Source organism: Haloglomus halophilum (assembly GCF_024298885.1).
GTDB classification, from domain to species: domain Archaea; phylum Halobacteriota; class Halobacteria; order Halobacteriales; family Haloarculaceae; genus Haloglomus; species Haloglomus halophilum.
The window spans coordinates 3,560,670-3,587,441 of record NZ_CP101166.1; the positions used below are offsets into that span (position 1 = coordinate 3,560,670).

Below are 26,772 nucleotides of genomic sequence, written 5' to 3' on the forward strand. Positions count from 1 at the left end.
CGACCGGCGTCACATGACGATGGACTCCGACCCGACCGCGGCCGACCGCGAACCCGACAGCGACCTGCTCGACGTGGAGTACACACACGAACACGTCGCACGGGTCCTGCTGGCCCGGCCCGACTCGCTGAACGCCTACAACGAGGCACTGCTTCGTGCCCTCGTCCCGACGCTCGAATCGCTCGACGAGGCCCGAGAGGTTCGGGCCATCGTCCTGACGGGCGAGGGGAAGGGGTTCTGTGCCGGCGTCGACCTCGACGACATGCCGCTCTCGGCCGACCAGGACCTCGCCGAGTACGAGGAGGGGCTCGGGATGTTCCAGGAGGTGGTCGCGACGCTCCGCGGGATGGACACACCGGTCGTCGCCGCGGTCAACGGTTACGCGATGGGCGCCGGCTGCGACACGGCGCTCGCGTGTGACTTCCGCATCGCCGGGGAGTCCGCGACCATGGCCGAGACGTTCGTCGACGTGGGGTTCGTCCCGGGCGACGGCGGTGCCTACCTCCTGCCGCGCATCGTCGGCGAGGCGAAGGCGAAGGAGCTCATCATGACGGGCAAGCACGTCTCCGGCGAAGCCCTCGTCGAGTGGGGCCTCGCCCGGGAGTGCGTGCCGGACGAGGAACTGCAGGAGACAGCCACCGAGTTCGCGGCGGAGTTGGCCGAGGGGCCGCCGGTGGCCATCGCCCACTCGAAGGAACTGGTCAACGAGGCGTTCGACGTCGACCTGGAGACCGCCCACGAGCACGCCACTCGCGCACAGCGCATCTGCTCGCAGACCGAGGACCACGAGGAGGCGGTGCAAGCGTTCGCCGAGGACCGCGAGCCGGAGTTCGAGGGGCGCTGAGCCACGGTCGGCGAACAGCGGTCGGAAGGGCCGGGTGGGACTCGAACCGGAGGAATCGCGATGCGGCCGCGCCTCAGTCGCCGCGGGGCCGGCCGCGTGAGGCGACCAGCACCGCGGCGACCGCCACCATGACCGCCGAGACGGCGGGGAAGGCGGCCACGGCGACGGCCACGACCGGCACTGCGGCCATGGCGACCGCGTACCGGACCGGCGGGGCGCGTCGGGGCTGTCGTGCGTGCGATACGTATCGTGCGTCGTCTGCGTTCATCGTTGGAGGGGTGTCAGCGGGAGCCGGCTATCGGGCCGGTCCTCGACTACCCGGGGGTCCGGGGCAGTCAGCCGTGGTCGTGGGGCGGGTCCGTGCCTTCGTCAGCGCCGCGCGGCGCGTACTCGATGGCGACGGCGTGGACCGTCTCGACGCCGAAGGCGTCGGCGACGTGGACGGCCAGCGCGTCGGCGTCGCGGTCGCCGAAGTCGCCCTCGAGGCGGGCGGTCACGTCGACGTAGATGTCGAGCGACGCCGGACGGACGGCCTCGATCTCGCCGACGTCGACGACCGTGGCGCCGCCGACGTTGGCGAGGACATCGGCGACGCCGGCCGGGAGGTCCCCCATCTCGCCGCGGGGGACCCGGACCTCGGCGTCGACCTCGATGGCGACCGCTTCCGCGTCGCCGTCCGGGTGTTCGTGTGCCGATTCGTGCTCGGGGTGGGTACCGTACAGTGCCATACGGACCGTGCGGGAGTCGAACCCGCGGCGCGTGGGCGCTCCACCGGGCGGTCCCCGCCGGGACCGACAGTGATGCCTCTCGGCGACTGGCGGACCGGCGGCTGTTCGACCCGACGACGGACGGCGGCCGACGGGTGCGTTCGATGCGATGTCCGGCGGACCTGCGGCCGGCTGGGGAGTGAGAAGCGCGAAGGAGAGCGTCGCACGCGGACCCTCGCGCCCCTCGGGCGCGCCGGGTCCGAAGTCCCGGCGGCCTAGGTCTGCTGGGCCGCGAGGTCGGTGCGACGGGTGGTCACTGCGGACCACACGCCCTCGCCCGGCCACCCTGCTGGGGTTCCGGTAGCGTCGCGTTCACCTGCGATGGCGAACGCGGCGCTGCCGGCATACGCGGGCAGCGTGGGGCGATTGCGCGTGGTCATGATGTGCCTCCGAACGTCCGGGGACCGGACGAACGTATCCCTGCCTGTGAACGCGGATGTATTAATGTTTTCTCCGGGTTGAGACGCCCTAACAAATGACACTGGCCTCGGAACCGTGGGGTTACGAGCGTATCTGGACAGTAGTGTACGAAAGTGGAAGATTACTGGCGAACAGTGCTCAGCGGTAGGCGGTGGGGTCGCGGAAGAGCTGGTGCTCGTCGACGACGAGCGACCGGTCGATGTCGGCCGCGCGCGTGCGTCCGGTCAACCCCATCGTCAGGTCCATGTCCGCGATGAAGTTCTCGCAGACCGCCTCGACACCGTTCGCCCCGTCGATGGCGAGCCCGTAGATGTACGGCCGGCCGAGACACACGGCGTCGGCACCGAGCGCGAGCGCCTTCAGCGCCTCCGCCCCGCGGCGGATCCCCGAGTCGAACAGGATGTCGGCGTCGGTACCCTCGAGTTCGGCGGCGATGCGCGGGAGCGCCTCGAGAGCGCCGATGGCGCCGTCGACCTGTCTCCCCCCGTGGTTCGAGACGATGACGCCGTCGGCACCGTGCTCGACAGCGCGCCGCGCATCGGCCGGGTGGAGCAGCCCCTTCACGACGACGGGGAGGTCCGTCTGCTCGCGGAGCCAGTCCAGGTCCGCCCACGTCAGCGTCGGGTCGCCGAAGGCGTCGAGGAACGTCTGGATGGCCCCGAACTCGTCTTCCGACGGAGGCTGGTCCAGCAGGTCGAGGAACGTCTCGTCGGCGAAGTAGTTCGCCATCCCCTCCCCCTCCAGCTGGGGGACGTACCCCCGCGAGAGGTCGCGCTCCTTCCAACCCGGCACCGGCGTGTCGACGGTCACGACGATGGCGTCGTAGCCGGCGTCCTCCGCCCGGTCGACGAAGCTCTCGGCCAGGTCGCGCTCCGAGGACCAGTAGAGCTGGAACCACTTCGGTGTCTCTCCAAGTTCCTCGGCCACGTCCTCCAGCGTCTCCGAGGCGACCGACGAGAGGATGACCGGCATCCCGGCCTCGCGGGCCCCCTCGGCCATCGCGAGTTCCGCGTCCTCGTGCGCGATGGACTGGATACCGATGGGCGCGAGCAGCACCGGGAACGGGAGCTCCTGCCCGCAGACCTCGACCGAGAGGTCGCGCTCGCCCACGTCCCGGAGGAAGCGCGGGACGATGCGCCACCGGTCGAAGACCCGTCGGTTGCGACCGACCGTGTTCTCCCCGCCCGCGCCGCCGGCCACGTAGCCGGCCGCCTCCTCGTCCATCATCTCGAGCGCGGCCGCCTCCAGCGCCTCGAAGCTGATCGGCACGTCGGGCTCGATGCCGGCGTGGCCGCTGACGAAGATCTCGCGCTGGCGCTGCTCGCCGATGTTGTCGGACATGGGTGAGCCTGCGGGTGGCTGGCACATAACTGTGGGCGGGCGATGGAAGGGTTCTCTTCACCCGTGCATCGGCCTCGCCGCAGGCGCGCCGTTCACCGGCAGAGCCCGCGAGTCCGACCCGAAAAGAGCTCGATTCAGAACAGCGGGTCGTCGACGATACGTGCCGGCCCACCGACCTCCCAGACCCGCGTCGACACGCCGAGGTCCTCGATGGCCGCCTGCACGCGGTCCACGTCGTCACGGGTGGTGTTGACGTAGACGGAGGCCCCCGTGTCGGTCGAGTAGTAGGCGTCGATGCCCTCCTCACGGAGTTCGCGGACCGTCTCGAAGATCTCCAGCGTCTCGGGCTGCCAGTAGACCCAGCCCGCGGGCCCGGTCATCGTGGTCGCGGCCAGCGAGAGCGAGTCGTGCTCGGCGAGTTCGAACACGTCCTCGAAGTCACCCCGTCGGAGACCGTCCCGCATCGTCTGCAACTGCTCGTGGACGTGCGCCATGCGGGCCTGGAACATGTGGCTCTCCTCGGCCTCGTCGTGCGCCGCCTGGGTGTGCTTGAACGCCGGCACCTCGCAGCCGACGATGCGCAACTCCTCTTCGAGGTCCGTCTCGAGGCGGTGCGAGCGGCAGTCCGCGTCGTTGTGGCCGGCCGAGAGGTCCGAGAACGCCCCCGTCACGGCCCGGGCCGCCGAGGCCGACCCGCGGCGCGCGATGGCCGACATCGTCGGGTGGTCCAGCTCCAGCCCCGCGGCCTCGCAGGCCGCGACCGCGAGTGCCGCGAACCCGGAGGCCGAGGAGCCGAAGCCGATGTTGGTCGGGAAGTTCGACTCGCTCTCCATGTGGACGTGCCTGTCCTCGTCCGAAAGCTCGCGGACCCGGTCGAGCACCGACCGGATGCGATCGGCTCCCTGCCCCTCGACCGCCTCGCCGTCCACGACGTAGTGGTCCGTGTCGCGCTCCTCGAACTGGACGGTCGTCCGCGTGCGCGAGGGCGCGGTGCAGACGCTGATGGAGTCGTGGTACGGCAGTCGGAGGTCGTGGTCGCTCATCCCGTGGTACTTGACCAGCCCCTCGATGGGGTGGGCGATGGCGGTGGCCTTCATATCCCTCTCCCGGTGTGGGGCTCGCTTCAGGCTTCGGGTCCTGACTCGTCGGCGTCCATCCGGGCCGCCGGCTCCGTGTCCTCGGTCGAGGAGCCGGGGCGCTCGGCGTGTGCCCACCACCCGACACCCCCCGCCCCGACGAGCAGGAGCGCCCCGGCCACGAGCAGGAACGGCTCGGCGCCGAGGGCGTGCTGGGCGCGGTCACCGCCAGGCGTCGGGACGGGTGTGTACAGCCCGATCTCCCGCTCGTATCTCAGGACGGTGTTGCCGGTCCCGAGGAGGACGATGCTGCCCATCACGGCCGGCGCGACCGCCGCGAGCCGCCAGCGGATCGCCGCCACGGCGCCGACCACACCGATTCCGGCCCATAGCAGCAACAGGTACTCCCCCTGTGTGGGGTCCCGACCCCACGGCGTCTCGATGGACCCTGCGGAGGCCGGCATGATACGGAGGAGGTCCTGATAGACCCCCACGACGACGGCGAGGAGGCCGAGTAGCGCGAGCCCCGGGGCGATGTAGCGGACCCGACGCATACGTCGTCGAGCGACGCCACCGTGGTATATCTTCTCCCGATTCGAGCGTCCCGTCGCTCAGATCCCGTCCCGCCGGTAGAGACAGAGCGCGTAGTCCTCGACGACATCGCCGAGCGCGTCGCCGAGCGCGTCGACGGTCGCGTCGGCGGCGGTCGGACTCGGTTCCGCGAAGCAGGCGATGCCGGGGTACGAGAGCGGCCGCGGGTCGGCCTGTCCCGTCGGCTCGCCGAGGAAATCGAAGTCGCTGGTGAGCCGGGTCCCGTAGACGTAGGCGCCGCCGGCCGCCTCCACGGGTTCACGGACGGCGTCGAAGTCGGCCTCGTCGACGCGACCGGTCGGCGGCTCGAAGTGGACCGTGAGGAGGTACTCGTGGCGGCCCAGCGGTTCGTCCGTGACGGGCGTGGTGAACCCGGCCTCGAAGTGCGAGACGCCCCGCTCGCGGAGCCGGTTGATGAGCGCGTAGTACGGGTTGCCGATCATCAGGAGGAACCGGCGATGCGAGGGGTACTCGACGAGGCCGAACTCCTCGCACTGGCGCTCGCCGTGGTAGGTCCGCTCGTGGCGGCCGAACCAGCGTGCCGACCCGCCGACCGCTCGGATGAGTGGGTAGACCGCGGCCCCGTAGCGTCGGTACCACGCCCGGTTCGAGAAGCTCAGCAGGTTCGGGACGTGGACCGGCTCGGGAAGGTCCCGCTCGTACGCGGCCTGCAGGGGCCCAGGGAGGAGACGTTCGAGCATGGTTGCGGCGACGATGGGGGGAGATAAAACGCTACGGGCTTGCGATGGGCCGCCGATTCAGGGCCAGCTCCCGCCCTCCCGGTAGGATTTGAGGACGCGCTGGAGCCCGACCACGTAGGCGGCCGTCCGGAAGTTCGGGATGTCGTAGCTCTCGTAGGCCTGGATGAGCCCGTCGAAGGCGTCCACGATGTGGCGTTCGAGTTCCTCGTTGACCTTCTCCTCGGCCCAGTAGAAGCGCTGGCGGTTCTGGACCCACTCGAAGTACGACACCGTCACGCCGCCGGCGTTCGCGAGGATGTCCGGGAAGACGTGGACGCCGCGCTCGGTGAGCACGTCGTCGGCATCCGGCGTGAGCGGGCCGTTGGCCGCCTCGACGACGACATCCGCCTGCACGTCGTGGGCGAGGTCACCGTCGATGGCGTTCTCGAGTGCGGCCGGGATGAGCAGGTCGACATCGAGGGTCAACAGTTCCTCGTTGGTCAGCTCCTCCTTCGCCCCATCATAGCCCGTGACGGCGCCGGTCTCGTCCTTGTGGTCGCGGACGGCCGCCGCGTCGAGCCCGCCCTCGTGGTAGACGGCGCCCGAGGAGTCGGAGACGGCGACCACGTTCGCGCCGAGTTCGGACTCGAGGAGCTTCGCCGCGACCGACCCCGCGTTCCCGTACCCCTGCACGGCGACCGAGGCGCCCTCGATGCGCTTGCCGAGGTAGTCGAACGCCTCCCGCGAGGTGAGCATCACGGAGCGGCCGGTGGCCTCGACACGGCCCTCGCTCCCGCCCGAGTCGATGGCCTTCCCGGTGATGACGCCCGGCGCCGTGGTGTTCTCCAGTTTCTCGTACGTGTCCTTGATCCAGTTCATCTCCCGCTGGCCGGTGTTCACGTCCGGCGCGGGGATGTCCTGGTCCTCGCCGATGACCGGTCGGAGCTCCTTGGCGAACGAGCGGGTGAGCCGCTCCAGTTCGTCCATCGAGAGGTCGCGCGGGTCGACCGCGATACCGCCCTTCCCGCCGCCGTACGGGATGTCGACGACGGCGGTCTTGTAGACCATCCAGCCGGAGAGCGCCTTCACCTCGTCCTTGTCGACGCCCGGGTGATAACGGATACCGCCCTTGTACGGGCCGCGGTCACCGTTGAACTGTGACCGGTAGGCCCTGAACGTATCCAGCGTTCCGTCGTCGCGTTCGATGGTCAGGTTCGTCTCAAGCACCCGTTCCGGGCGTGAGAGACGCCGGAGCACGCCGTCGTCCGCGTCGACGTACTCTGCGGCGTCCCGAATCTGCTCTTGCAGGGACTCGAACGGATTCGCCTCCTCGGACATACCGCCTCCCTCACTCGGTCGGAGTATAAGCGTGCTGGAGTGGTAGCGCACCCGAGGATATGTGTGTATTCTGAACATGTCTCCGGGTAGCCAGGGAGGCGTACCGAGACGGCCCGCTCAGCCCTCGTCCGGCCAGGCGTCGGCCGCGAGCGCGCGGTCACGGACCTGCTCGGCCCGGGCGATGAGCGGTGCATCTATCATCTCGTCGTCCACCCGGAAGACGCCGACGCCGTCGGCCTGGGCCTCGGCGGCCGCCTCGAGTACCCGGTGGGCCCACTCGATGCGGTCGTCGGCAGGCGTGAACGCGTCGTTGACGACCGGTATCTGGGCCGGGTGGATGCACAGCTTCCCGTCGTAGCCCAGACCGAGCGCGAACTCGGTCTCCTCGGCCAGCGCCTCGGACTCGCCGATATCCGTGAACACGGTGTCGAGCGCGTCCACGTCGGCCGCGCCCGCCGCGAGCACGACGTGCTCGCGGGCGTGAATCACCTCCGTTCCCTCGCGGGTGCGGGTCGCACCGATGTCCGCCGAGAGGTCCTCGGCGCCGAAGGCGATGGCCTCGACGGGGTCGGTCGCGGCGATGCCCTCGGCGTGGAGGACGCCCGCCGCCGACTCGCACAGCGCGATGATGGGGACATCCGCGCGGCGCGCCCCGAGCAGGTTGTCGAGGATGCGGATGTCCTCGGCGCGCTCGGTCTTCGGGAGCATCACCGAATCCAGTCGCGGGTCGCCGTCGAGGACGGCCTTCAGGTCCGCCGCGGTCACGTCACGGTCCGGCCGGACCGGGTTCACGCGCACGCACACCTCGCAGTCCGGGTCGAACGCGTCGTCGGTCAGGACATCGTTGACCGCCTCGCGGCCGTCGGCCTTCGCCCCGGGCGCCACGCCGTCCTCGAGGTCGAAGACCACCACGTCGGCGCCGGAGTCGGGCGCTTTCCGCATCAGGTCCGGCCGGTCACCCGGCGAGAACAGGACGCTGCGTCGTGCCATACCGGCGGGGTCGACTCCGGGGTACTTCAATGCGGCCACGGCTCCCGACCGGTCGCGCTGGTGGCGGGTCGCGCCGCCGGTGGACTCCGCTGGTGGTCGGTCCCGGAGGAGGTTAGTGGGCGGGGGGCGAACGGCTGGCCATGACGCGCCGGGTCGGGGTCGTCGTCAACCCCATCGCAGGCATGGGTGGTCGGGTCGGTCTGAAGGGGACCGACAACAAGGTCGAGGAGGCCCGCCGTCGCGGTGCCGAACCCCGTGCCTCCGACCGCGCGACCGAGGCCCTCGAACACCTCCGCCGGCAGGGCGCCGACATCGAACTCGTGGTCTGGGGCGGCCGGATGGGCGAGGAGCCGGCACTCGACGCCGGGTTCGACCCGTCGGAGCTGACCGTCGCGGGGCAGCCGGCCGACCCCGAGGAGACGGGGGCCGAGGACACCCGGGCCGCGACCCGTGCGTTCGTCACCGGCGGGGTATCCGGGGACGCCCCTGACGGCGACGCCGCCGGTGTGGACCTCGTCCTCTTCGTCGGCGGCGACGGGACCGCGGTCGACGTGGCCGAGACGCTCGACGAACTCGACAGCGACACACCGATGCTCGGCGTCCCGGCGGGCGTGAAGGTGTACTCCTCCGTGTTCGCCGTCACGCCGCGGGCCGCCGGGCGACTCGCCGCGACCTTCGACCGCGTGGAGACCCGCGAGGTCAACGACATCGACGAGGACGCCTACCGCGGCGGCGACGTCCGGACGGACCTGAAGGCGCTCGCGAACGTCCCCGTCGGCGAGGAGCTCCAGTCCTCGAAGCAGATCGGCGGTGGCTCCGTCGAGGCGCTGGCCCAGGCCGTCGCTGCCGAGATCCGCGAGGGCGAGGGGACGACCTACGTTCTCGGTCCCGGGTCGACGGTGGACGCCATCAAGACGGAGCTGGGCTTCGACGGCTCGCCGCTCGGGGTGGACGTGTGGCGCGACGGCGAGGTGCTGGTCCGGGACGCCGGGGAGTCAGACATCCTCGAGAACCTGGGCGAGGAGAACGTGATCGTGGTCTCACCCATCGGCGGCCAGGGGTTCGTCTTCGGCCGCGGGAACCCGCAGATCTCCCCGCCGGTCATCCGCCAGTGCGAGGTGACGGTCGTCGCCTCCTCGCGGAAACTGGACGAGACGGGTGTCCTCCGTGTCGACACGGGCGATACGGACCTCGACGAGGAACTCCGAGGCTGGCAGCGCGTCCGCGTCGGCAAGTTCGAGCGCCGGCTGATGGAAGTGGTGTAGGGCGCCCCGGCTCGTGCTATCATCTCACCCTTAGCTACGGATGAAGATTCTGCCGCGAGTATAACCATACCCCTCTATCACGGTCGTTCCTGATACTGTATAGTGAACATTAAGGTCTCTGCGACCGATGGGTCGGCTATGGAAACCCGGAAGGTCCAGCGGCTGGGCCCCTCGACGCTGGCGATGACGCTCCCGGCGGAGTGGGCGAAGGCACAGGACGTGGAGAAGGGCGACGAGGTCTCGCTCCGGATCGGCTCGAAGGGGACGCTGACGGTGATGCCCGAATCCCTCCAGCAGGAGGAGTCCGAGGCCGTCATCCACGCGGGGGAACTCGACGCCGACGCGGTCGAGCGCGCCATCCTCGCACAGTACGTTCTCGGCCGGCGTGTCATCCACGTCGAGGTCGAGGAGGGCGGCACCCTCGACTCGGCCACCATCAACGCCGTCTACAACGCCGAGACGCAGCTGATGGGGCTGGGCGTCATCGAGGAGACGCCCGAGCGCATCGCCATCCGCTGCTCGGTGGACCCCGAGGACTTCACGCTCGACAACCTGCTCACCCGACTCGAATCGACGGGCAGCACGATGCGCAACGAGGCCATCAAGGCGCTCGCGCACGGCAACCCGGACCTCGCCCAGCGGGCGCTCAACCGCGAGCGGCAGGCGAACAAGATCTTCGTCCTGCTGCTCCGCCTCATCTTCACCGCCTACCAGAACCCGAACCTCGCGCGGGCGGTCGGGCTGGAGGGTGGCTTCCCGCTCATCGGCTACCGCTCCATCGCGAAGAACCTCGAGCTGACCGCGGACAACGCCGAGGACATCGCGGAGATCGTCCTCGAGGCCGAGGGCCACTCCCTGCAGGTCGACCAGGCGACGATGCGCCGCATCCGTGACTTCACGGACGATGTCAACGAGATAACCGAGAAGGGCGTCGAGGCGGCCGTCCAGCGGGATTACGACATCGCCATCGAGGTCCGGGAGCTGTTCCACCAGATCGAGGACCGCGAGCGGGAGATACTCAACGATCTCGACGAGATGCCCAACGAGGACCTCCTCCAGGTCCGCGAGGTGCTGGTGTCGCTGGGACAGACCGCACAGTACGCCGTCCGGAACGCCGAGATCGCGACGAACCTCGCGCTCAACAAGGATTCCGAATACATCACCATCTCGTAGATAATCCTCGGAGTTACGGCAGCAATTTCGGAATGATTGAGATATGGGGGATAGCGGCTATTTCTCCTTGTGGCTCGCTTCCCCGCGGGTGGCGCCGCCGAAAACGGCATGGCCGGGGAGTGATTCTACCGAAGGGAAGACCGATGCGCGACCTCGACGACACCGACAGGAAGATCCTCCGGCTGCTGCTGGAGGACGCCCGGCGACCGTACGCCGACATCGCAGAGCGCGTCGACCTCTCGCCCCCGGCCGTCTCCGACCGCGTGGACCGGCTCCACGAACTGGGCGTCATCGAGCGGTTCACGGTCGACATCGACCGCTCCGCGCTCCGGGACGGCGTACAGGTCCTCGTGACGCTCCGGACCGCGCCGGACGCCGTCTCCGAGCTACGGGCGGCGCTGGCCGACCTCGACGGCGTCGAGCACGTCTTCGAGACCGCCGACGGGCGGGTCATCGCGTCGATGGCGGCCCCGGACGGCGAGGTCCGCAACTACCTCGCCGGGGCGCTCGATCTCGACGCCGTCGAGGGGCTGACGGTGGACCTGCTGGCCGACGCGGAGTGGACCCCGGCGCTCGGGGACGCCACCATCGGCATCGACTGTGTCCAGTGTGGCAACACGGTCACCGGCGAGGGCGTCCTCTCTGAGGTGGGTGGGACCCAGCGCGCCTTCTGCTGTGAGTCCTGCGAGGCGGCGTTCCGGGAGCGGTACGAGGAACTCGAACAGGGCGCCTGACCCCCGGGTGGGCCACGGCCCGTGTTCGGCACGAGAGGCCCGTGCCATCACGTCTCGCGCAGGCTTCTTCGCATTTCCGGCCCTACTGCAGGTAATGTCGCTGCCCGCTCTCTCTGTCCCCGCACGCTACCGCGATGCGGCGCTGTTCGCCTTCCTCGCGGCGCTGTTCGGCGGTTCGTTCGTCGCCATCAAGTCCGGACTCGCGGCGCTGCCGCCGCTGTTCTTCGCGGCGCTCCGGTTCGACATCGCCGCGGTCGTCCTGCTCGCCGTCGTGGCGCTGACCCGCCCCCGCGAGACGTGGCTCCCACGGACCCGTGGCGACCTGTTCGGCATCGGCGTCGCCGCGGCGCTGCTCATCGCCGCCAACAACGCGCTCCTGTTCCTGGGGCAGGGGTCGACCACGACCGCCGCCGCCTCGGTCATGTACGGGCTGAACCCCGTGCTGGCGCCGCTGTTCGCGTGGTGGCTCCTGAAGCAGCGCCTCGCGCCGCTCGGCGCGCTCGGCATCGCCGTCGCGCTCGGCGGCGTCGTCATCATCGTCCAGCCCTCGCCCGCCTCGCTGACCGGTGGGAGCGCACTCGGACAGGTGCTCGTTCTCGGAGCCGCCGCTGCCGTGGCGCTCGGGAGCGTCGGCCTGCAGTGGGTCGAGCCCCGTATGGACAGCGTCCCGCTCACGGCGTGGGCGATGGCCGGCGGCGCACTCCTCCTGCACGCGAGCAGCGCCGCGGTCGCCGAGGCCGTCCCGCCGCTGGCCTCGCTCGGCTGGCCCGTCGCCCTCAGCGTCCTCGCCGTTGCCATCCCCTCGACGGCGGTCGCGTATCCCATCTACTTCGGCCTCATCGGGCGCGTCGGCCCCGTCCGCGCCAACCTCGTCGCCTACGCCGTCCCCGTGTTCGCCGCGTTCATGGGCTGGCTCCTGCTGGACGAGGTGCTCTCGGTCTGGACGGCCGTCGGCTTCCCCGTGGTCGTCCTCGGCTTCGTGCTCATCGAACGGGAGGTCATCCGCGAGGAGGTGGCACGGCTCCGCCGCCGCCGAACACGGGACGACTCGACGGCGAAAACAGCCCCGAATCAGCCCTGTGACGACTGAACGGACGGTACGCGACCGGCTCGGGTGACACTCCCTGCCTAGCCCGTCTGATAAAAACAACGGTGTATGAACTGCACAACTCGGTTACTGTTGTAGATTGAGTTGCTGGTGATGACAGATCGGGACGATGGTGTGGACGATGATTCGAACGGGTTCTCGCGGCGGCGCCTCCTCGGGGCGATGGGCGCCGGCGTGGGTGCGAGCGCGTTCCCGGGTGTGGTCCGTGGTGGGCTCGGGAGCACGACGACCGACAGTGAACTGAGCGGCGCCGACATCCTCCGGAACCGCGCTGCGGGGTCCCGGCGGGCACGGCTGTACCCGGTCGGCTCCGACTTCGAGAGCGGGTCGGTGCCCCAGCGGCTCACGTCGAAGCCGCGCTGTGTCCAGCCGCAGGAGCGGCCCCTCTACGGACCGACGGACGTGAACGCCCAGACCGCCAACGGGAGCCTCGCGGTCGCGACCAACCACGAGGGGACGATGACGGTCCTCCGGTGGCCGCGGCCGTCGTTCTACGAACAGCTGAAGTACTTCGCGGAGGGTCGCGACGCCGCGAACCCCGACGACATCACCGTCGCGCCCAATCAGGGCGCGTTCCTCGGGCTCGCGGTCGACACCGGGGACGGGTTCGAGACGACCTGGCTCCGGGACTGGCCCGACATCGAGCAGGCCTACCGGAACGACCGGGAGCGCTCGGTCGACTACTCCGACGAGATCGTCACGGAGTACGTCCACGACGACCTCGGGCTTGAGGTGGCGGTCCACACCGTCGCCGCCAGGGACGACGACGTGTTGGCCCGGCACGTCGAGGTGACGCGGCGACCGGACTCGCCGGTCGAGGGCGCGAAGCTGCTGGCGTTCGAGAACCTCGGGCTCGTCGTCGGGAAGTTCCCCCAGTACCCCATCCAGGACTGGTGTCTGGAGGAGGACAACGCCCACCGTGCACGGTACGTCGACCGGCTGGATGCCGTGGTCCACGACCGCACCGGTGTTGACCAGTCCACCGGGGAGCAGAGTTCAGTGGCGCTCGCGGTCGGCTTCGCGGGTGCGTCGACCGGCCATCAGGTCGGCGGCGACGCCTACGACCCCGCGGCCGAGCCAACCGGTCAGGCGGGTCCGACCCGCGACGCCTACGACGACGCCGCGTCCGGCACCCTGTCGGGCAACGACCAGTACGTCGGGCAGGCGACCAGTGCGCTGGCGACGACGCTGTCGTTCGGTCCCGGTAACGGTCGGGCGACTGCGTCGGAGACGGTGCTGTTCGCGGCGGGCGCCGACGAGGCCGAGGCGGGGAGTGCCCTCGGAACCGCCCGCAACCGCTCGTTCGAGGAGATTCGAGTGGAGAAGGAGGACTGGCTGGACGACCTGCTCGGCGACGCGCCGCTGCCGAACCGGAACACTGCCGCCCGGGTCCACGACGAGGCGGCCGCCTCGGCCATCGAGTCGACCGCCCGGCGCGCGCTGATATCGATGGTGACGGCGTACGACCCCGAATCCGGTGCCATCGTCGCCTCCATCACGACCCAGCCCCCGTACGGTGAGGACTGGCCCCGTGACGGCGCCTTCTTCAACTACGTCCTCGACCTGATCGGGCTGCACGACTGGGTGGAGAAGCGCAACCGCTGGTACGCCAGCGTCCAGCAGCGGGCCGCCGACGAGGTCGCGGGTGGCAACCCGCTGGCCGCCACCGACCCCGGGCAGCTCTCGTCGCTCAACACCCTCCCGGGAAGCTGGAACATGAACTACTACGGGGACGGCATCCCCGGTGGCCCAATCCCCTACCAGACCGACACGACCGGGTTCATGGTCTGGACGATGTACGACCACTACGAGGTGACCGGCGACGAGTCCTACCTCCGGTCGGTGTATCCGGCCATCCGCCGGGCCGCCGACCTGATGGTCGCGTGCCGGGACCCCCGGAACGGGCTCCAGTGTGGCGGCTTCGAGGACGACCGACCGACCCAGCCGACCCGGCAGACGGTCAACGGGGCCGTCCCGTTCTGGCAGGGACTGAAGTCGGCGACCCAGGCCGCCCGCGTGCTGGGCCACGAGGACGATGCGGCCCGCTACGAGGAACGGATGCACGAGCTGGGCCGGGCGATCGACCGTGAGCTGTACGAGACGGGGAACGGCTGTTACGGCTGCGGGGCCAACGGCTTCCCGTACGGCGAGACCACCTGGCCGCTCGGGTTCACCCCGTACGCGGACCCCGAGGCCGACCCGACGGACCCGGACGCCGAGATACGGGACCGGCCACAGGTGGACAACCCGTTCGACCACCCTCGCATCCAGTCCCACATGACGACGGACGGTCGCGGTGTGGCGAAGCTCGTCAAGGAGCCCGAGGCCGGCGAGGTGGACAACGGGGGGTACGACGCGAAGGCGATCATCCCACTGGCGAAGGCCCGACGTGGCGAGGACGAGCCCCGGAGCCTCTCGCTGATCCGGGACAGCGTCCGCTGGATGGCGACCCAGCACGCCTCCGAGGACACCCACGTCATGGGCGAGTTCTGGCGTATCTACGGCGAGGGCGACGACCGCGAGGTCCGCTCCATCCAGGGCCAGCCCCACATCTGGGAGCAGAGCCTGTTCTACCTGGCGGCGCTGGAGGCGTTCCCGCCGGCCGGCCTCGATTTCGAGCCGGCGACCATGGAGAGCGTCACCGGGGCGCTCCGTGGCGACGGCTCGGTCGACAGCACGCCCTTCTCGGCGTCCGGGAGCCGGGTCGACGACGGGCAGCTCTTCACCCCTGGCGGCACCAACCAGGTCGAGGTGACGGTCGAGACGCTGTCACACGACGTGGACGCGGCCCGCGAGGTACTCCCTGCCGACTGGTCCGTGGTCGGCACGGGCGAGGGCGTCACCGCGACGACGGTCGATGGGAACGACGCCGTCCGGTTCGACCCCGCCGCGGTGAGCGAGGCCACCGCCCCCGACGAGTCGGTCACGTTCACCTTCTTCGTGGAGGCGCCCGCGTCCGCCGGTGCGTACGACCTCGGCCCCGTCGAGGTCAGCTCCACGGCCACCGACGACGGGTACGTCCCCGTCTCCGGGACCACGAGCACGGAGTACGTCCTCGGGACGAGCCCGGGGCTCTGAGGTCGACTCGAGCCCGCCGCGGGCTGTGGTGAGCCACGACCGGGCGACATCCGGACCGACGACGATGTGCCATCACCGCCCACGGTGGACGCGACACTTTTGCGCCCCCCGGGTAAGTCACCGGTATGTCGGAGCGGCGACGTGGACGACGGGCGGTTCTCGGTAGCATCGCGGCGAGCCTGCTGGCCGGCTGTAGCCGCCTCCGCGGCGGCGGACCGCTGGGCGGTTCCGACCCCTCGGCTCCCGGTCTGGAGGGGGAGGTGGAGCGCAGGCGGGACGGCACGGAGACCGCGACCGGAACGGAGACCAGGAGCCTCGGCCAGCGTGCGTTCGATGTCGTCGCCCGCTTCGCCGCCGCCTACAACACCGACGACTACGAGGCGCTGCAGGCGACGCTCTCCCGGGGGTCACCGGTGAAAGAGCGTGTCGGGCCGGAGCTGCTGGCGCGCTACGACCTGCCGACTATCACGCCGCAGGGGGTCGCCAGGGCGGGGTCGAGCGTGGTGGTACAGGTCCGCCTCGAACTGCGCGACCGGGACGGGTCGACCTCGGAGTTCACGACCCGGTTCCAGCTCGTGATGGAGTCCGGTCGCTTCCAGGTCTACGAGATCGACGACCCGGCACCGATGCTCCGGGCGCCGGGGACGCCGACCGCCACGCCCGAAGCCGAGGAGACGACAGCAGTGGACGATGACGGAACGTACGGGTTCGAGGGCGACCTCGCGGCGTGGACCGTCGAGCGCGAGGAGTGGGGCCAGCGGGACGACGTCGCGTACGCCGGGACGTACAGTGGCGGCATCACGGCCGGCGGTCCGGACACCGGCGACTACATCGGGACGCTCGCGACGGCGACGCCCGAGCGCCTCGCCGGTGGACAACAGCCGACCCGGGTCGACCACTACTGGTACGAGCGGGCGGCGAGTTTCGGCGGCGGCCTGCGGCTGGTGAACAGCGACGGCGAGGTCGAACTGAGCGTCGGTACCGACAACCCGACGTGGTTCGTCGAGGACGGGGACGGCACCACCGAGCTGTACGACGGGGACGGCTACGACCGCTGGGTCCGGACCACGGTCGCCCTCGACTGGGAGGCCGGCACCGCGTCGGTCACGTTCACCGACCAGCAGTCCGGGACCGCGGAGACCACGGACGCCACGCTCGCGGTCGGTACCGACATCGAGGTCATTCGCCTCGCCGGGTTCACCATGGAGCAGGGCTGGCGAGCGGAGTCCTGCCACATGTTCTGGGACGACGTAGAGGTCGAGCGCTGACTACCGGGGCGTCTCCGGGTCGCGGCTCGATGCTCGTACCGGCGGTCGAGCTGCAGGAGGTTCCTGGGCGGTCACTCCTCGTTGCGGTCGGCTGAGCGGTTCCGGACGGGCGGGCGGTTCCGGACGGCCAGGGTACGCCTGACCTGCTCGACCGCGGCCTCGGCGGCGTCACGCCGGTCGTCGCTGGATGGAGGGCTCCGGCTCATACGTGACCCGAGGCGATGCAGGGATAAGTGCTTCCTGGGGGGTCGGGATGCGTTCCCACCCCACGGCGGTCGATTGCCTACCGGTTCCGACCGAGCTCGTCGTGGCTGGTGACCCAGTCCGACGCCGAGATGGCCGAGGCCAGCGACAGCTCGCCCGCGAGGACGGTCGCGGCCGCGATCTCGGCGAACTTGTTCACGTTGCCGGCGCCGTCACAGTCGAGCATCGAGAGACACTCCCGCTGGGTCGGCAGCCCCGTCCCGCCACCGTACGTCGCGACGATGAGCGACGGGATGGTGACGGAGACGTGCAGCGAGTTGTCGTCGAGTAGCGTGGTGTTGACCATCGCCGCGGAGGACTCCGCGACGTTGGCCTCGTCCTGGCCACAGGCGATGAACAGCGAGGCGAGCCCGTTGGCCGGGTGCGCGCCGTTGGTGTTCGCGCCCGAGAAGAACGAGCCGAGCGTGGCGACCTGACCGTGGTGGTGGATGGCGCTGGGCTCGACGCCGAGGTGGTGGAGCATGGTCTGCTCCGAGAGCGTGGTCTCGGCGGTGACCCGCTTGCCACGGGTCTGCAGGTCGTTGATCTTGGAGGCCTTCTTGTCCGTCGCGAAGTTGCCCTCCAGGTAGAAGTTCTCCACGTAGCCCGAGTACTCCGAGAGCATCCAGTTACACGCCGCGAACGTCGCCTTGCCGACCATGTTCTGGCCGGCGGCGTCGCCCGTGGTGTAGTCGAACCGGAGGTGGACGTGGTTGTTCGTCATGTAGTCCTCGATGCGCACGAGCTCGGCGACCGACGAGGTGGCTTCCGCCTTCTCCCGGATGGTGTCAATGTGCTCGAACACCCAGTCGCGGAAGTCACGCGCGTTGCGGGCGTCCTCGAAGACGAACACCGGCGCCCGATTCATGTTGTCGTCGACGACGGTCGTCTTCGCGCCGCCCGAGAGGTTGATGGCCTTCATCCCGCGCGAGTACGAGGCGACGAGGGTCCCCTCCGTCGTCGCGAGCGGGATGGGGTACTCGCCGTCGGCGTGCTCGCCGTTGACCTGGACGGGGCCGGCGACGCCGAGCGGCATCTGGGCGACGCCGATGAAGTTCTCGACGTTCCCCTCGGTCTCGTGGGGGTCGAAGGAGTTCTCCGGGACGTGTTCGAGGTCGACGCCGGTCGTCTCCTCGAGGTACTCGTGGCGCTCCGCGATGGCGGACTCGGAGTAGTTGTCCTCGTCGTCGCGCGGGATGCCGCCGACCGTCTCCTCGTCGCGGATGGTGTCGGTGACCTCCAGCGTGAGCTCGCCGAACGGGTCGGCCTGGAAGTCGATATCGATCTCGTGTTCGCCCGTGCTCAGGTCCACCCCCTCGATGACGATGACGACGGTCCGCCCCACGGGGAAGTTGATGGGCTGGTCCTCGTCGATCTCGTCGAGCGTGTACTCCTTCTCGTCGGCTGTCACGACACGGACGTCCTCGAGGTCGATCCGCTGTCGGTTGATGACGACCCGGGAGACGCCTGTCACCTTCGCGTCCTGGAGCCGGTTCTTTATCTCGAATTCGGCCCCGCGGTCCGTATCCTTCAGACTCCCGTAGGTGTAGAGCCGCTGCAGGATCCGGTCCGGGATATCAAGGGAGAACCGCCCCCCCGAGCCGACCAGGTTCGCGTAGATGCGCTTCAGCACGCCGCTGTCTGGCGTCGGAATGACCATGTAACGTCCCGCAATCTGAGGCGTCGGGATTAAACCTTGTGTCACCGACAACGATTCGCCCGTTTCGGCCCGTTGTTTAGCGTTTCTGCCGGTTTCTCCCGGCGCCCTATCAACGGTCCAGCCGACTCCGCGCTGCATCGACTGCCTCCCGGACGCGTTCCCGGACCGAGGGGTCGGCGCCCATCTCCTCGATGGAGTCGCGCCGCTCCAGCGTCCCCCGGACGAACGGCCGGACCGGGAAGACGCCGAGGTGTCGGCGCTCGATGTCGGCCACGGTGAACGCGTCGTGCTCGCCGAACTGGTCGCCCGTGTGGCGGGTGAGCCGACAGCCCCCCGCGAGCCGGCTCCAGAGCGGCGCGAGCGCGCGCTGGGCGAAGCGTCGCCAGCCCTCCTCCGCGACGTGTTCGAGGAACCGGAACTCCCCGCCGGGGCGGAGTACCCGGGCTGCCTCGTCGAGCGCCGCCTCCGGGTCCGGAATCGTGCAGAAGACCATCGAGGCGACCACCACGTCGAACGAGTCGTCCGGGAACGGGAGCGCCTCCGCCCGTGCGTCGCTCACTCGCACGTCGAGGTCCAGGCGCCGGGCCTCGGCGACGGCCCGTTCGCGCATGTGCGGGTCCGGTTCGAGGACCGTCACGGTCGCCGCACCCGACTGGATGGCCGTCTCGTAGTAGGGCAGCATCGCCCCGGTGCCCGCCCCGAGGTCGAGCACGTCCCCCGAGAGGTCACGGGCGAGATACTCCCGGTGTGGTGGGAACAGCTTCTCCTCGGAGGCGCGCATCACCGGGTCGTACAGGCGCGCGAACCAGGGATGTGCTGGCCTCTCCGTCTCGTGGTCGTGGCCCGATACGTCGTCACCCGCCACCCCCTCCTCCGCGCCCTCCTGCTCGTTCGTGGTGGCGGTTCCCATACCGTCTCGGGGGGAGTCCCAGCAGTATATTTCCGGGGGGTGCGTCCGACGCTCGTCTGCCGCCCCCCGGTTGCGGACCGCAAACGACAGGGGCCACCCGCTCGCGGGAGCGTGTATGACTACACCGGAGTCCGTGCAGTCGCTCATCGACGACCTCCACGCCGAGGCAGAACGGGACCGACCGACCGAGGCGACCCCGGAGGTCGGCATCGTGATGGGGTCCGATTCCGACCTCGATACGATGTACGGCGCCTACGAGGCCCTGACCGAACTCGGCTTCGAGGAGGTGACAGACGTCGAGAACCCGCCCGAGGCCCGCTACACGTTCGAGACCTACGTCGTCAGCGCCCACCGGACGCCGGAACTGATGTACTCATACGCCGAGACCGCCGAGGACCGCGGCCTGGATGTCGTCATCGCAGGGGCGGGCGGCAAGAGCGCGGACCTGCCGAACATGACCGCCAGCCTCGCGTACCCGCTCCCCGTGGTCGGCGTGCCGGTCCAGGAGAAATCGGTGAGCAGCGTGCTGGGGATGCCGACGGGCGCACCCATCGTAGCCGTGGACGCGGGCAAGTCGTTCAACGCGGCCCTGTCGGCGGTCCAGACGCTGGCCCGTGAACACGACGAGTTGCGCGACCGCCTCGTCGACTACCACGAGCGCCTGCAGCAGGGTGTGGGGGAGGTCTCCCGGGACCTCCACGAGTCGGGGACCGCCAGGTTCCGGGCCGAGCGCGAGTGAACGGGTGGTTCCCGGGGCTGCATGGGCCGTTCCACGGGACCACTGATTCCGCGGTTGAGGCCCGTGATTCCGCCGAAGGCGGCGTTATCAACTCTTATGTACGGGGGTTCCTTAGCCGCCAGTGATAGTCGTGAGCAATCCATGGATCGCTATCGGGGCGCTAGCGGTCGTGGGGGTGGCGATCCCCCTGACGATGATCGCCGCTTCCGCGCTCATCCGCCCGAGCGTCCCCGAGCAGGGAAAACGAGCCGTCTACGAGTCCGGTGAGATCCCGACGGGCAACACGCGCATCCGCTTCAACATCCAGTACTACATGGTCGCGCTGTTGTTCGTCATCTTCGACATCGAGACCGTCCTCATCTTCCCGTGGACGGTCATCTACCGGGACGCCGTGAGCCAGTTCGGCCTGGCGAGCGCGCTGCTGCCGATGCTGGTCTTCATCGGTGTCCTGGTTATCGGACTCGCCTGGGCGTGGCGCAACGGCGCCGTCCGCTGGGTCGCGAGCCCGCGGGCCGAAACCGGACGATCAGCTGACTAAACCAATGAGTTCCGACAACACAACACCGATCGAGTCGACGCAGGAGGCCCGCATGGGCGACGGCGTCGACTCACGCTTCAACTCGAAGCTCCGCGAGGCGTTCGGCTCCACCCCGTTCATCCTCACCAAGTTCGACAAGTTCATGAACTGGGTCCGGGGCTCCTCGATGTTCATGCTGCAGTTCGGCATCGCCTGCTGCAGCATCGAGATGATGCACACCTACGCGGTCAAGCACGACCTCGACCGCTTCGGGGCCGGCGTGCCCCGGGCGTCCCCACGACAGGCGGACGTCATCATCGTGCCGGGGACCATCGTCTCGAAGTTCGCCCCGCGGATGAAGCGCGTCTACGACCAGATGCCCGAGCCGAAGTTCGTCGTCGGGATGGGCTCGTGTACCATCTCCGGCGGTCCCTTCCAGGAGGGCTACAACGTCATCAAGGGCGCCGAGGAGGTCATCCCGGTGGACATCCACGTCCCCGGCTGCCCGCCGCGCCCGGAGGCGCTGGTCTACGGCGTCGCCAAGCTCCAGGAGCGCATCGCCAACGGCGAGAGCGCGCCCGTCACCGTGAAGCCGTACGAACTGGAGCAGTTCGGCGACCTCGAGGGCGACGAACTCGTACAGCACCTCGCCGACCAGATAGACGAGGATGACCTCGTCATGCGCTACAACTGGGCGGACTCGCCCTGATACCATGAGCCTGGAAGACCCAACCAAACCCGAGGCCGACGCGGCACCGGTCGGCGAGACCGACGACGGCCTCGACTACGACGCGCTGGAGGCGCTGCTGGGCGACCTGGCCATCGGCCGCGAGTCCCACATCAACGCCGAGGCGTTCGTGGTCCGGCCGGACGACGTGGCGGAGGCGCTCATCACGCTCCGCGACGAGGCCGGCTTCGACCACTGCTCCTGTGTCACCGCACAGGAGTACGAGGACCGCTACGAGTCCATCTACCACCTCCGGAAGTACGACGACCCGACCCAGGAGGTCGGCGTCGTCGTCCCCACCTCGCGCGACGACCCGGTCAGCCAGTCCGGGAACGCGGCGTACCGGACCGCCGATTGGCACGAGCGCGAGGCGTACGACCTCGTCGGCATCGAGTACGACGACCACCCGGACATGCGCCGTATCCTCCTGCCGGAGACGTGGCAGGGCCACCCGCTGCGCAAGGACTACAACCAGGAGCAGCCCCAGGTCGTCAGCCTCCGCGAGCACGCCAACCCGCTGCAGGACGACTACCGGGGCGGCGAGAACTCGGACACGATGTTCCTCAACATCGGTCCCCACCACCCCGCCACCCACGGCGTCCTCCACCTGAAGACGACGCTGGACGGGGAGACGGTCGCCGACGTGGAGTCCGACATCGGCTACCTCCACCGGTGCGAGGAGCAGCTCTGCCAGCAGGGGAACTACCGGCACCAGATCATGCCGTACCCCGACCGCTGGGACTACATCTCGGCCGGCATCCTCAACGAGTGGGCGTACGCCCGCACGGCCGAGGACCTCGCGGACATCGACGTGCCCGAGTACGCACAGGTCATCCGGACCATGTCCGCGGAGATGTGCCGCATCGCGAGCCACATGCTCGCGGTCGCCACGTTCGCGCTGGACGTCTACGGCGACTTCACGGCCATCTTCATGTACGCGATGCAGGACCGCGAGAACATGCAGAACCTGCTGGAGGACCTGACCGGCCAGCGGCTCATGTTCAACTACCTCCGGCTGGGTGGCGTCGCGTGGGACCTGCCCGAGCCCCGCGAGGAGTTCTTCGAGAAGACCCGCGACCTGCTGGACGACCTCCCGGAGCGCCTGGAGGAGTACCACAACCTCATCACGTCGAACGAGATCTTCCAGATGCGGTGTGTCGACACCGGCGTCCTCGAGCCCGAGGTCGCCAAGCAGTACGGTGCCACCGGGCCGGTCGCCCGTGGCTCCGGCATCGACTACGACCTCCGGCGCGACGACCCGTACGGCTACTACGACGAACTCGACTGGGATGTCGTGACCGAGGACGGCTGTGACAACTACGCACGCGTCCTCGTCCGGATGCAGGAGGTCGAGGAGTCCGCGAAGATCATCCAGCAGTGCGTCGACCTGCTCGAGGACTGGCCCGAGGAGGAGCGCACCATCCAGTCGAACGTTCCCCGGACGCTCAAGCCCGAGCCGGACACGGAGATCTACCGCTCGGTCGAGGGTGCGAAGGGCGAACTCGGCATCTACATCCGCTCGGACGGGACCAGCACGCCGGCACGGTTCAAGATCCGGTCGCCGTGCTTCTCGAACCTGCAGACCCTGCCCGAGATGAGCGAGGGTGAGTACATCCCCGACCTCATCGCGTCGCTGGGCTCGCTGGACATCGTCCTCGGGGAGGTGGACCGGTGAGCGCCTCGCTCCCGACGGTCGCACTACAGGGTGGCACGCCCCTGCCGACGATGCTCAAGAACCTGCTGGGCCTGCCCGATGGCCCGGCGTTCGAGTTCATCGCGGCGCTCATCGCCTCGTCGGTCGTCGCCGCGGCGCTGCTGGGCCTAGTCGCGGTGTCGGGTATCTGGGGCAAGCGGAAGATCACGGCCGCGTTCACGGACCGCATCGCGGTCAACCGGCACGGTCCGTACGGCCTGCTCATCATCGTGGCCGACGCCGTCCGGCTCCTGTCGAAGGAGCTCATCGTCCCCGAGGGCGTCGACCGCCCGGCGTGGGACATCGCGCCCATCGTCATGGCTGGCTCCGCGCTGCTGGGCTTCGCGGTCATCCCGATGGGGAACGGCCTGCAGATCGCCGACCCCGAGGTCGGCCTGGCGTACGTCTTCGCGGTCGCCTCCATCGCCAGCGTCGGGCTGGTGATGGCCGGCTACTCGTCGAACAACAAGTACTCGCTGCTCGGCGGGCTACGAGCGGTCGCACAGAACCTCGCCTACGAGATCCCGCTCATCATCACGGCGGCGTCGGTGGTCATCTTCGCCGGCACGCTCCAGATGAGCGGCATCGTCGAGGCACAGACCGCGACGCTCGTCTCGGTCGCAGGCATCGACATCCCCTCGTGGTACGCCTTCGTCAACCCGTTCGCGTTCGTCCTGTTCATGGCCGCGAACCTCGCGGAGGTCGGGCGGAACCCGTTCGACATCCCGGAGGCACCCACTGAGATCGTCGCCGGGTGGCAGACGGAGTACTCCTCGGTCTACTTCGTGCTCTGCTACCTCTCGGAGTTCATCCACATCTTCCTCGGCGGCGCCATCATCGCGACCATCTTCCTCGGCGGCCCGGCCGGGCCCGTCCTGCCCGGCATCGTCTGGTTCGTCATCAAGATGGTCGCGGTCTACCTGTTCACCCAGTGGACCCGCTCGGCGGTCCCCCGGGTTCGCATCGACCAGCTCATCGAGATCGGCTGGAAGGGGATGCTCGTGCTGTCGTTCGCCAACCTCGTCCTCACGGCCGTTATCGTGGGAATCACCGTCTAAGACAGAACAATGATCGGCGTCCTCAAATCCATGGCCACGACGATGAAGCACGCGCTCGACGGCGAGACGTTCACCGTCGCGTACCCAGAAGAAACACCCGAAGTGTCGCCGCGCTTCCGCGGCGTCCACAAGTTCTCCCAGGAGCGGTGCATCTGGTGCCGCCAGTGCGAGAACGTCTGTCCGAACGACACCATCCAGATCGTCACGGACGAGCAGCGCAACGGCGAGCAGTACAACCTCCACATCGGCCAGTGCATCTACTGCCGGCTCTGTGAGGAGGTCTGCCCCGTCGACGCCATCCTGCTCACCCAGAACTTCGAGTTCACGGGCGATACCAAGGACGACCTCGCCTACTCGATGGAGGAGCTGAAGAACGTCCCCTGGTACAAGGACATCGACCCGCTCGCGTCCCGCGAACCGGACCGCGGTGCGTGGATCGGTGAGGGCGAGGGCGAGATCGACTACCAGTAGAGCTTCTTCCCCGCGAGCTTTTTTGACGGCTCGGGTGGCCTTGCCGGCCGGCTTCGCCGTCCTCAGGAATCGAAGATCTCTGATGGGCTGCGGGAGAGCTTCGCTCTCCCGAACGGCCGTCTGCGGTCACCGCTCGCCGCAAAAAACGTTCAGAAAAAACGCCGCCCCTCGCTGCGCTCCGGCCGGTGAAACCGCGCCTGCGGCGCGGTATGCAGGATGGGTCAGAAACCACCTATTATTAAAATAAATCATAAAAGCTGAACATTATGGATTTATGATGGTCGTATCGGTCAAATTTTCATATCACTGACGGTACCGTCGTCTCGGGCGACTGCAACTGACTCACCGCGCGGTCGCGTTCGCCCGTGCCGCGTCCAGCCAATCGGGTTCGGGCACCGACGTCGACCCGATGTCCGTCACCCGGAACGTCCGGTTCATCGACCCCTCGCCGAGGGCGATGGAGTCCTCGTAGGACCGGACGGCGCCGTCGCCGGTCACCCGGAGCGTCGCGGTGAAGTTGGTCTCCGACCCGGCGCCGGGCTCCCCCGGGAACCCGGTGCTCTCGGCCCGGAACACGTACACGGTCTCACTCAGTAGTCCACCCTCCCGGCTGACGAAGGTGTAGTTCGGGTCCGGTGGCGCGGCCAGCAGTTCCAGCCCGTTCGGGGCGCCGAGTGTCTCGTTCGTCGGTCCGCGGGTTCCGGGTTCGAACACGCGATAGGCCACGTCGTCGGGCGTCTCCACACGACGGTAGACCGTGCCGTTGGCGATGAACAGCTCCGAGGTTCGGTTCCCCCGCGTCTCGATGGAGTGGTACGGGGTTCCACCAGTACCGATACGGACCTCCGTCCGGCCCTGGCGTGGGGGTAGCGTCACGTTCTCCGGGGTCCGCTCCAGGCTCACGTTCACCCGAGAGACGACCGTGTAGCTCCGGTTGTCCAGCGCGGACTGGTGTCCGATCACCAGCGCGGTTTCGTTGACGTGCGTCTCGTTCGTTCCCGGTGGGTACTCCCCGCCACCTGTCAGCCCGCTGCATCCCGACAGTACGACCAGACAGCAGACGAGAACGGCCGTCGTTCGCATCGCTTCGGCGGACAGATGACCACGGCAAGCCGTTTCTGCCGTGTATGTCGGCCGTTTTAATCGGGCTGGCAGGACCCGTAGGCCAGAGGTGACGAACCGACCACGCAGCGCGACCAGCTACCGTCCGGACAGCGCTGTCGACCGACATCCCTCAGCGACCGAACACTCACCCACTTCGGTTCGCCACGGTCGCCCGGATTCAGGCGATATCGGACTCGAAGCCCAGCACGTAGCTGTGGTCGTAGCCGTAGCCGTAGACGCCATCGGCCGCTGCTTCACCGTCCCAGGCGACGACGAGTTCGCCGGTGAACCGGAAGCGCGGGAGGGCCCGAATCGTTTCCACGAGGTCCCACGCGAACGTCGTCGTCCGGCCGTCGTGTTTCAGGTTCGCGACCTCGATTAGCAGCGTTCCGTCCCGGTGGAAACGGGCTCCGAGGTCCGAGAACACGGCCGCGAGGTCATCGAGATACGTCTCGTAGTCGCTCTCACCGACGTAGTTCTGCAGCGGGTCGCGAGTATCGGACTCGTGCATGAACGGTGGCGAGGTGAGCACGCAGTCGAGTGTCGGGACGTCGTCGGGGATGTCGGTGGCCGTCCCGTGGTGGAGGCGGTCGGGGTGCTCGAGACGGTCACGCGCATAGGCCACGCGGTCGGGGTCGTACTCGATGCCCCAGGCCTTGCGGTCGAGCCGCTCCGCGACCGCGAGCGTGGTCCCGAAGCCGGCGAAGGGGTCGAGGAGCCGGTCGCCGTGCTCGGTGTACTCGCTGACCAGCCGCCGGACGAGCGCGGGCGGCATCCGGATGTCGTCGCCCTCGAACGACTCGGGGAGAGGCGTCGGATGGTCGTAGGTCAGGTGGAGGGTCGTTCGCACGGGTGGCCGATGGTCGGCCCGTCGACATGATTCCCACGGCTCCCGAGTCAGGTCACTTCTGGTCACCTCTGGTCATCACGGGTCGCCGACGGAGCCGAGGCGGGAGCCACGCCTGGCCCGGGCCGAG

27 protein-coding genes are annotated in these 26,772 nt (G+C 69.0%); 13 read left to right on the forward strand and 14 right to left on the reverse strand.

What is annotated here, in order from left to right:
• Positions 1–13 precede the first annotated feature (13 nt).
• Positions 14–844 (forward strand): enoyl-CoA hydratase/isomerase family protein, encoded by an 831-nt coding sequence (locus NL114_RS17290; RefSeq protein WP_254822164.1) that lies wholly within the window; start codon positions 14–16, stop codon positions 842–844.
• Between the two features lie 73 nt (positions 845–917).
• Here NL114_RS17290 and NL114_RS17295 read toward each other — a convergent pair whose 3' ends face one another.
• The 9 genes from NL114_RS17295 to NL114_RS17335 all read right to left on the reverse strand — a co-directional run bounded on the left by NL114_RS17295 (position 918) and on the right by NL114_RS17335 (position 8,047).
• Positions 918–1,112, reverse strand: coding sequence for a hypothetical protein (locus tag NL114_RS17295; RefSeq protein ID WP_254822165.1), 195 nt, complete (start codon positions 1,110–1,112; stop codon positions 918–920).
• A gap of 67 nt (positions 1,113–1,179) precedes the next feature.
• Positions 1,180–1,572 carry a hypothetical protein gene (locus tag NL114_RS17300; protein WP_254822166.1) on the reverse strand — a complete coding sequence of 131 codons (393 nt, stop codon included), beginning with the start codon at positions 1,570–1,572 and terminating at the stop codon, positions 1,180–1,182.
• A gap of 254 nt (positions 1,573–1,826) precedes the next feature.
• Positions 1,827–1,991: a hypothetical protein gene (locus NL114_RS17305; protein ID WP_254822167.1), complete on the reverse strand. Its 165-nt coding sequence runs from the start codon at positions 1,989–1,991 to the stop codon at positions 1,827–1,829.
• Positions 1,992–2,169: 178 nt separating this feature from the next.
• Positions 2,170–3,372, reverse strand: a complete 1,203-nt coding sequence (locus NL114_RS17310) for an alpha-hydroxy-acid oxidizing protein (RefSeq protein ID WP_254822168.1) — start codon at positions 3,370–3,372, stop codon at positions 2,170–2,172.
• Positions 3,373–3,506: 134 nt separating this feature from the next.
• Complete coding sequence (gene mvaD, locus NL114_RS17315; RefSeq protein ID WP_254822169.1) at positions 3,507–4,469, reverse strand: phosphomevalonate decarboxylase MvaD; 963 nt, start codon at positions 4,467–4,469, stop codon at positions 3,507–3,509.
• A gap of 26 nt (positions 4,470–4,495) precedes the next feature.
• A complete protein-coding gene (locus NL114_RS17320; RefSeq protein WP_254822170.1) occupies positions 4,496–5,002 on the reverse strand; it encodes a hypothetical protein in 507 nt (168 codons plus the stop codon).
• Positions 5,003–5,059: 57 nt separating this feature from the next.
• On the reverse strand, positions 5,060–5,740 hold the full coding sequence (locus NL114_RS17325) for a hypothetical protein (protein WP_254822171.1): 681 nt from the start codon (positions 5,738–5,740) through the stop codon (positions 5,060–5,062).
• Positions 5,741–5,797: 57 nt separating this feature from the next.
• Entirely contained in the window at positions 5,798–7,057 is a 1,260-nt protein-coding gene (locus NL114_RS17330) for a Glu/Leu/Phe/Val family dehydrogenase (RefSeq protein ID WP_254822172.1), read from the reverse strand.
• A gap of 117 nt (positions 7,058–7,174) precedes the next feature.
• Positions 7,175–8,047, reverse strand: a complete 873-nt coding sequence (locus NL114_RS17335) for an HpcH/HpaI aldolase/citrate lyase family protein (protein WP_254822173.1) — start codon at positions 8,045–8,047, stop codon at positions 7,175–7,177.
• A gap of 140 nt (positions 8,048–8,187) precedes the next feature.
• On the opposite strand from NL114_RS17335, the gene NL114_RS17340 reads away from it, so the two are divergent.
• From NL114_RS17340 to NL114_RS17365, 6 genes are all read left to right on the forward strand, one after another.
• A complete protein-coding gene (locus NL114_RS17340) occupies positions 8,188–9,312 on the forward strand; it encodes an ATP-NAD kinase family protein (protein ID WP_254822174.1) in 1,125 nt (374 codons plus the stop codon).
• 138 nt (positions 9,313–9,450) lie between these two features.
• A complete protein-coding gene (locus NL114_RS17345; RefSeq protein WP_254822175.1) occupies positions 9,451–10,485 on the forward strand; it encodes a phosphate uptake regulator PhoU in 1,035 nt (344 codons plus the stop codon).
• A 143-nt stretch (positions 10,486–10,628) separates the two neighbouring features.
• Positions 10,629–11,219 (forward strand): AsnC family transcriptional regulator, encoded by a 591-nt coding sequence (locus NL114_RS17350; protein WP_254822176.1) that lies wholly within the window; start codon positions 10,629–10,631, stop codon positions 11,217–11,219.
• 94 nt (positions 11,220–11,313) lie between these two features.
• Entirely contained in the window at positions 11,314–12,309 is a 996-nt protein-coding gene (locus NL114_RS17355) for a DMT family transporter (protein WP_254822177.1), read from the forward strand.
• A 111-nt stretch (positions 12,310–12,420) separates the two neighbouring features.
• Positions 12,421–15,405, forward strand: coding sequence for an alpha-L-rhamnosidase-related protein (locus NL114_RS17360; RefSeq protein WP_254822178.1), 2,985 nt, complete (start codon positions 12,421–12,423; stop codon positions 15,403–15,405).
• A gap of 125 nt (positions 15,406–15,530) precedes the next feature.
• Positions 15,531–16,673 (forward strand): hypothetical protein, encoded by a 1,143-nt coding sequence (locus NL114_RS17365; RefSeq protein ID WP_254822179.1) that lies wholly within the window; start codon positions 15,531–15,533, stop codon positions 16,671–16,673.
• 71 nt (positions 16,674–16,744) lie between these two features.
• On the opposite strand, the gene NL114_RS21695 is transcribed toward NL114_RS17365, so the two are convergent.
• The 3 genes from NL114_RS21695 to NL114_RS17375 all read right to left on the reverse strand — a co-directional run bounded on the left by NL114_RS21695 (position 16,745) and on the right by NL114_RS17375 (position 19,486).
• Positions 16,745–16,879, reverse strand: a complete 135-nt coding sequence (locus NL114_RS21695) for a hypothetical protein (protein ID WP_286671084.1) — start codon at positions 16,877–16,879, stop codon at positions 16,745–16,747.
• A gap of 77 nt (positions 16,880–16,956) precedes the next feature.
• Positions 16,957–18,576, reverse strand: a complete 1,620-nt coding sequence (locus tag NL114_RS17370; RefSeq protein ID WP_254822180.1) for a hydroxymethylglutaryl-CoA reductase — start codon at positions 18,574–18,576, stop codon at positions 16,957–16,959.
• Between the two features lie 109 nt (positions 18,577–18,685).
• Entirely contained in the window at positions 18,686–19,486 is an 801-nt protein-coding gene (locus tag NL114_RS17375; protein ID WP_350355381.1) for a class I SAM-dependent methyltransferase, read from the reverse strand.
• Between the two features lie 115 nt (positions 19,487–19,601).
• Between NL114_RS17375 and purE the strand changes: the two genes are divergently transcribed.
• The 6 genes from purE to NL114_RS17405 all read left to right on the forward strand — a co-directional run bounded on the left by purE (position 19,602) and on the right by NL114_RS17405 (position 24,691).
• Entirely contained in the window at positions 19,602–20,225 is a 624-nt protein-coding gene (purE, locus tag NL114_RS17380; protein WP_254822181.1) for a 5-(carboxyamino)imidazole ribonucleotide mutase, read from the forward strand.
• A gap of 130 nt (positions 20,226–20,355) precedes the next feature.
• Complete coding sequence (locus NL114_RS17385; RefSeq protein ID WP_254824734.1) at positions 20,356–20,763, forward strand: NADH-quinone oxidoreductase subunit A; 408 nt, start codon at positions 20,356–20,358, stop codon at positions 20,761–20,763.
• 4 nt (positions 20,764–20,767) lie between these two features.
• Positions 20,768–21,451, forward strand: coding sequence for an NADH-quinone oxidoreductase subunit B (locus tag NL114_RS17390; protein ID WP_254822182.1), 684 nt, complete (start codon positions 20,768–20,770; stop codon positions 21,449–21,451).
• A gap of 4 nt (positions 21,452–21,455) precedes the next feature.
• A complete protein-coding gene (locus tag NL114_RS17395; protein ID WP_254822183.1) occupies positions 21,456–23,144 on the forward strand; it encodes an NADH-quinone oxidoreductase subunit D in 1,689 nt (562 codons plus the stop codon).
• Positions 23,145–23,194: 50 nt separating this feature from the next.
• Positions 23,195–24,220, forward strand: a complete 1,026-nt coding sequence (locus NL114_RS17400) for a complex I subunit 1/NuoH family protein (protein ID WP_254824735.1) — start codon at positions 23,195–23,197, stop codon at positions 24,218–24,220.
• 9 nt (positions 24,221–24,229) lie between these two features.
• A complete protein-coding gene (locus tag NL114_RS17405) occupies positions 24,230–24,691 on the forward strand; it encodes a NuoI/complex I 23 kDa subunit family protein (protein WP_254822184.1) in 462 nt (153 codons plus the stop codon).
• Between the two features lie 342 nt (positions 24,692–25,033).
• Here the strand turns inward: NL114_RS17405 and NL114_RS17410 are convergent, their stop codons facing one another.
• Together NL114_RS17410 and NL114_RS17415 are read right to left on the reverse strand one after the other, a co-directional pair.
• Positions 25,034–25,774 carry a DUF7537 family lipoprotein gene (locus NL114_RS17410; protein ID WP_254822185.1) on the reverse strand — a complete coding sequence of 247 codons (741 nt, stop codon included), beginning with the start codon at positions 25,772–25,774 and terminating at the stop codon, positions 25,034–25,036.
• A 199-nt stretch (positions 25,775–25,973) separates the two neighbouring features.
• Positions 25,974–26,645 (reverse strand): class I SAM-dependent methyltransferase, encoded by a 672-nt coding sequence (locus NL114_RS17415; RefSeq protein ID WP_254822186.1) that lies wholly within the window; start codon positions 26,643–26,645, stop codon positions 25,974–25,976.
• Positions 26,646–26,772: the final 127 nt, after the last annotated feature.

Excerpts from the sequence above, each read along its gene's own strand:
- NL114_RS17295 (WP_254822165.1), bottom strand. The coding sequence starts at position 1,112 with ATGAACGCAGACGACGCACGATACGTATCGCACGCACGACAGCCCCGA.
- NL114_RS17330 (WP_254822172.1), bottom strand. The coding sequence starts at position 7,057 with ATGTCCGAGGAGGCGAATCCGTTCGAGTCCCTGCAAGAGCAGATTCGG.
- NL114_RS17370 (WP_254822180.1), bottom strand. The coding sequence starts at position 18,576 with ATGGTCATTCCGACGCCAGACAGCGGCGTGCTGAAGCGCATCTACGCG.
- NL114_RS17360 (WP_254822178.1), top strand. The coding sequence starts at position 12,421 with ATGACAGATCGGGACGATGGTGTGGACGATGATTCGAACGGGTTCTCG.
- mvaD (WP_254822169.1), bottom strand. The coding sequence starts at position 4,469 with ATGAAGGCCACCGCCATCGCCCACCCCATCGAGGGGCTGGTCAAGTAC.
- NL114_RS17390 (WP_254822182.1), top strand. The coding sequence starts at position 20,768 with ATGAGTTCCGACAACACAACACCGATCGAGTCGACGCAGGAGGCCCGC.
- NL114_RS17335 (WP_254822173.1), bottom strand. The coding sequence starts at position 8,047 with ATGGCACGACGCAGCGTCCTGTTCTCGCCGGGTGACCGGCCGGACCTG.
- NL114_RS17305 (WP_254822167.1), bottom strand. The coding sequence starts at position 1,991 with ATGACCACGCGCAATCGCCCCACGCTGCCCGCGTATGCCGGCAGCGCC.
- NL114_RS17375 (WP_350355381.1), bottom strand. The coding sequence starts at position 19,486 with ATGGGAACCGCCACCACGAACGAGCAGGAGGGCGCGGAGGAGGGGGTG.
- NL114_RS17355 (WP_254822177.1), top strand. The coding sequence starts at position 11,314 with ATGTCGCTGCCCGCTCTCTCTGTCCCCGCACGCTACCGCGATGCGGCG.
- NL114_RS17310 (WP_254822168.1), bottom strand. The coding sequence starts at position 3,372 with ATGTCCGACAACATCGGCGAGCAGCGCCAGCGCGAGATCTTCGTCAGC.
- NL114_RS17365 (WP_254822179.1), top strand. The coding sequence starts at position 15,531 with ATGTCGGAGCGGCGACGTGGACGACGGGCGGTTCTCGGTAGCATCGCG.
- NL114_RS17410 (WP_254822185.1), bottom strand. The coding sequence starts at position 25,774 with ATGCGAACGACGGCCGTTCTCGTCTGCTGTCTGGTCGTACTGTCGGGA.
- NL114_RS17400 (WP_254824735.1), top strand. The coding sequence starts at position 23,195 with ATGCTCAAGAACCTGCTGGGCCTGCCCGATGGCCCGGCGTTCGAGTTC.
- NL114_RS17300 (WP_254822166.1), bottom strand. The coding sequence starts at position 1,572 with ATGGCACTGTACGGTACCCACCCCGAGCACGAATCGGCACACGAACAC.
- NL114_RS17325 (WP_254822171.1), bottom strand. The coding sequence starts at position 5,740 with ATGCTCGAACGTCTCCTCCCTGGGCCCCTGCAGGCCGCGTACGAGCGG.
- purE (WP_254822181.1), top strand. The coding sequence starts at position 19,602 with ATGACTACACCGGAGTCCGTGCAGTCGCTCATCGACGACCTCCACGCC.
- NL114_RS21695 (WP_286671084.1), bottom strand. The coding sequence starts at position 16,879 with ATGAGCCGGAGCCCTCCATCCAGCGACGACCGGCGTGACGCCGCCGAG.
- NL114_RS17320 (WP_254822170.1), bottom strand. The coding sequence starts at position 5,002 with ATGCGTCGGGTCCGCTACATCGCCCCGGGGCTCGCGCTACTCGGCCTC.
- NL114_RS17290 (WP_254822164.1), top strand. The coding sequence starts at position 14 with ATGACGATGGACTCCGACCCGACCGCGGCCGACCGCGAACCCGACAGC.
- NL114_RS17395 (WP_254822183.1), top strand. The coding sequence starts at position 21,456 with ATGAGCCTGGAAGACCCAACCAAACCCGAGGCCGACGCGGCACCGGTC.
- NL114_RS17405 (WP_254822184.1), top strand. The coding sequence starts at position 24,230 with ATGATCGGCGTCCTCAAATCCATGGCCACGACGATGAAGCACGCGCTC.
- NL114_RS17350 (WP_254822176.1), top strand. The coding sequence starts at position 10,629 with ATGCGCGACCTCGACGACACCGACAGGAAGATCCTCCGGCTGCTGCTG.
- NL114_RS17345 (WP_254822175.1), top strand. The coding sequence starts at position 9,451 with ATGGAAACCCGGAAGGTCCAGCGGCTGGGCCCCTCGACGCTGGCGATG.
- NL114_RS17340 (WP_254822174.1), top strand. The coding sequence starts at position 8,188 with ATGACGCGCCGGGTCGGGGTCGTCGTCAACCCCATCGCAGGCATGGGT.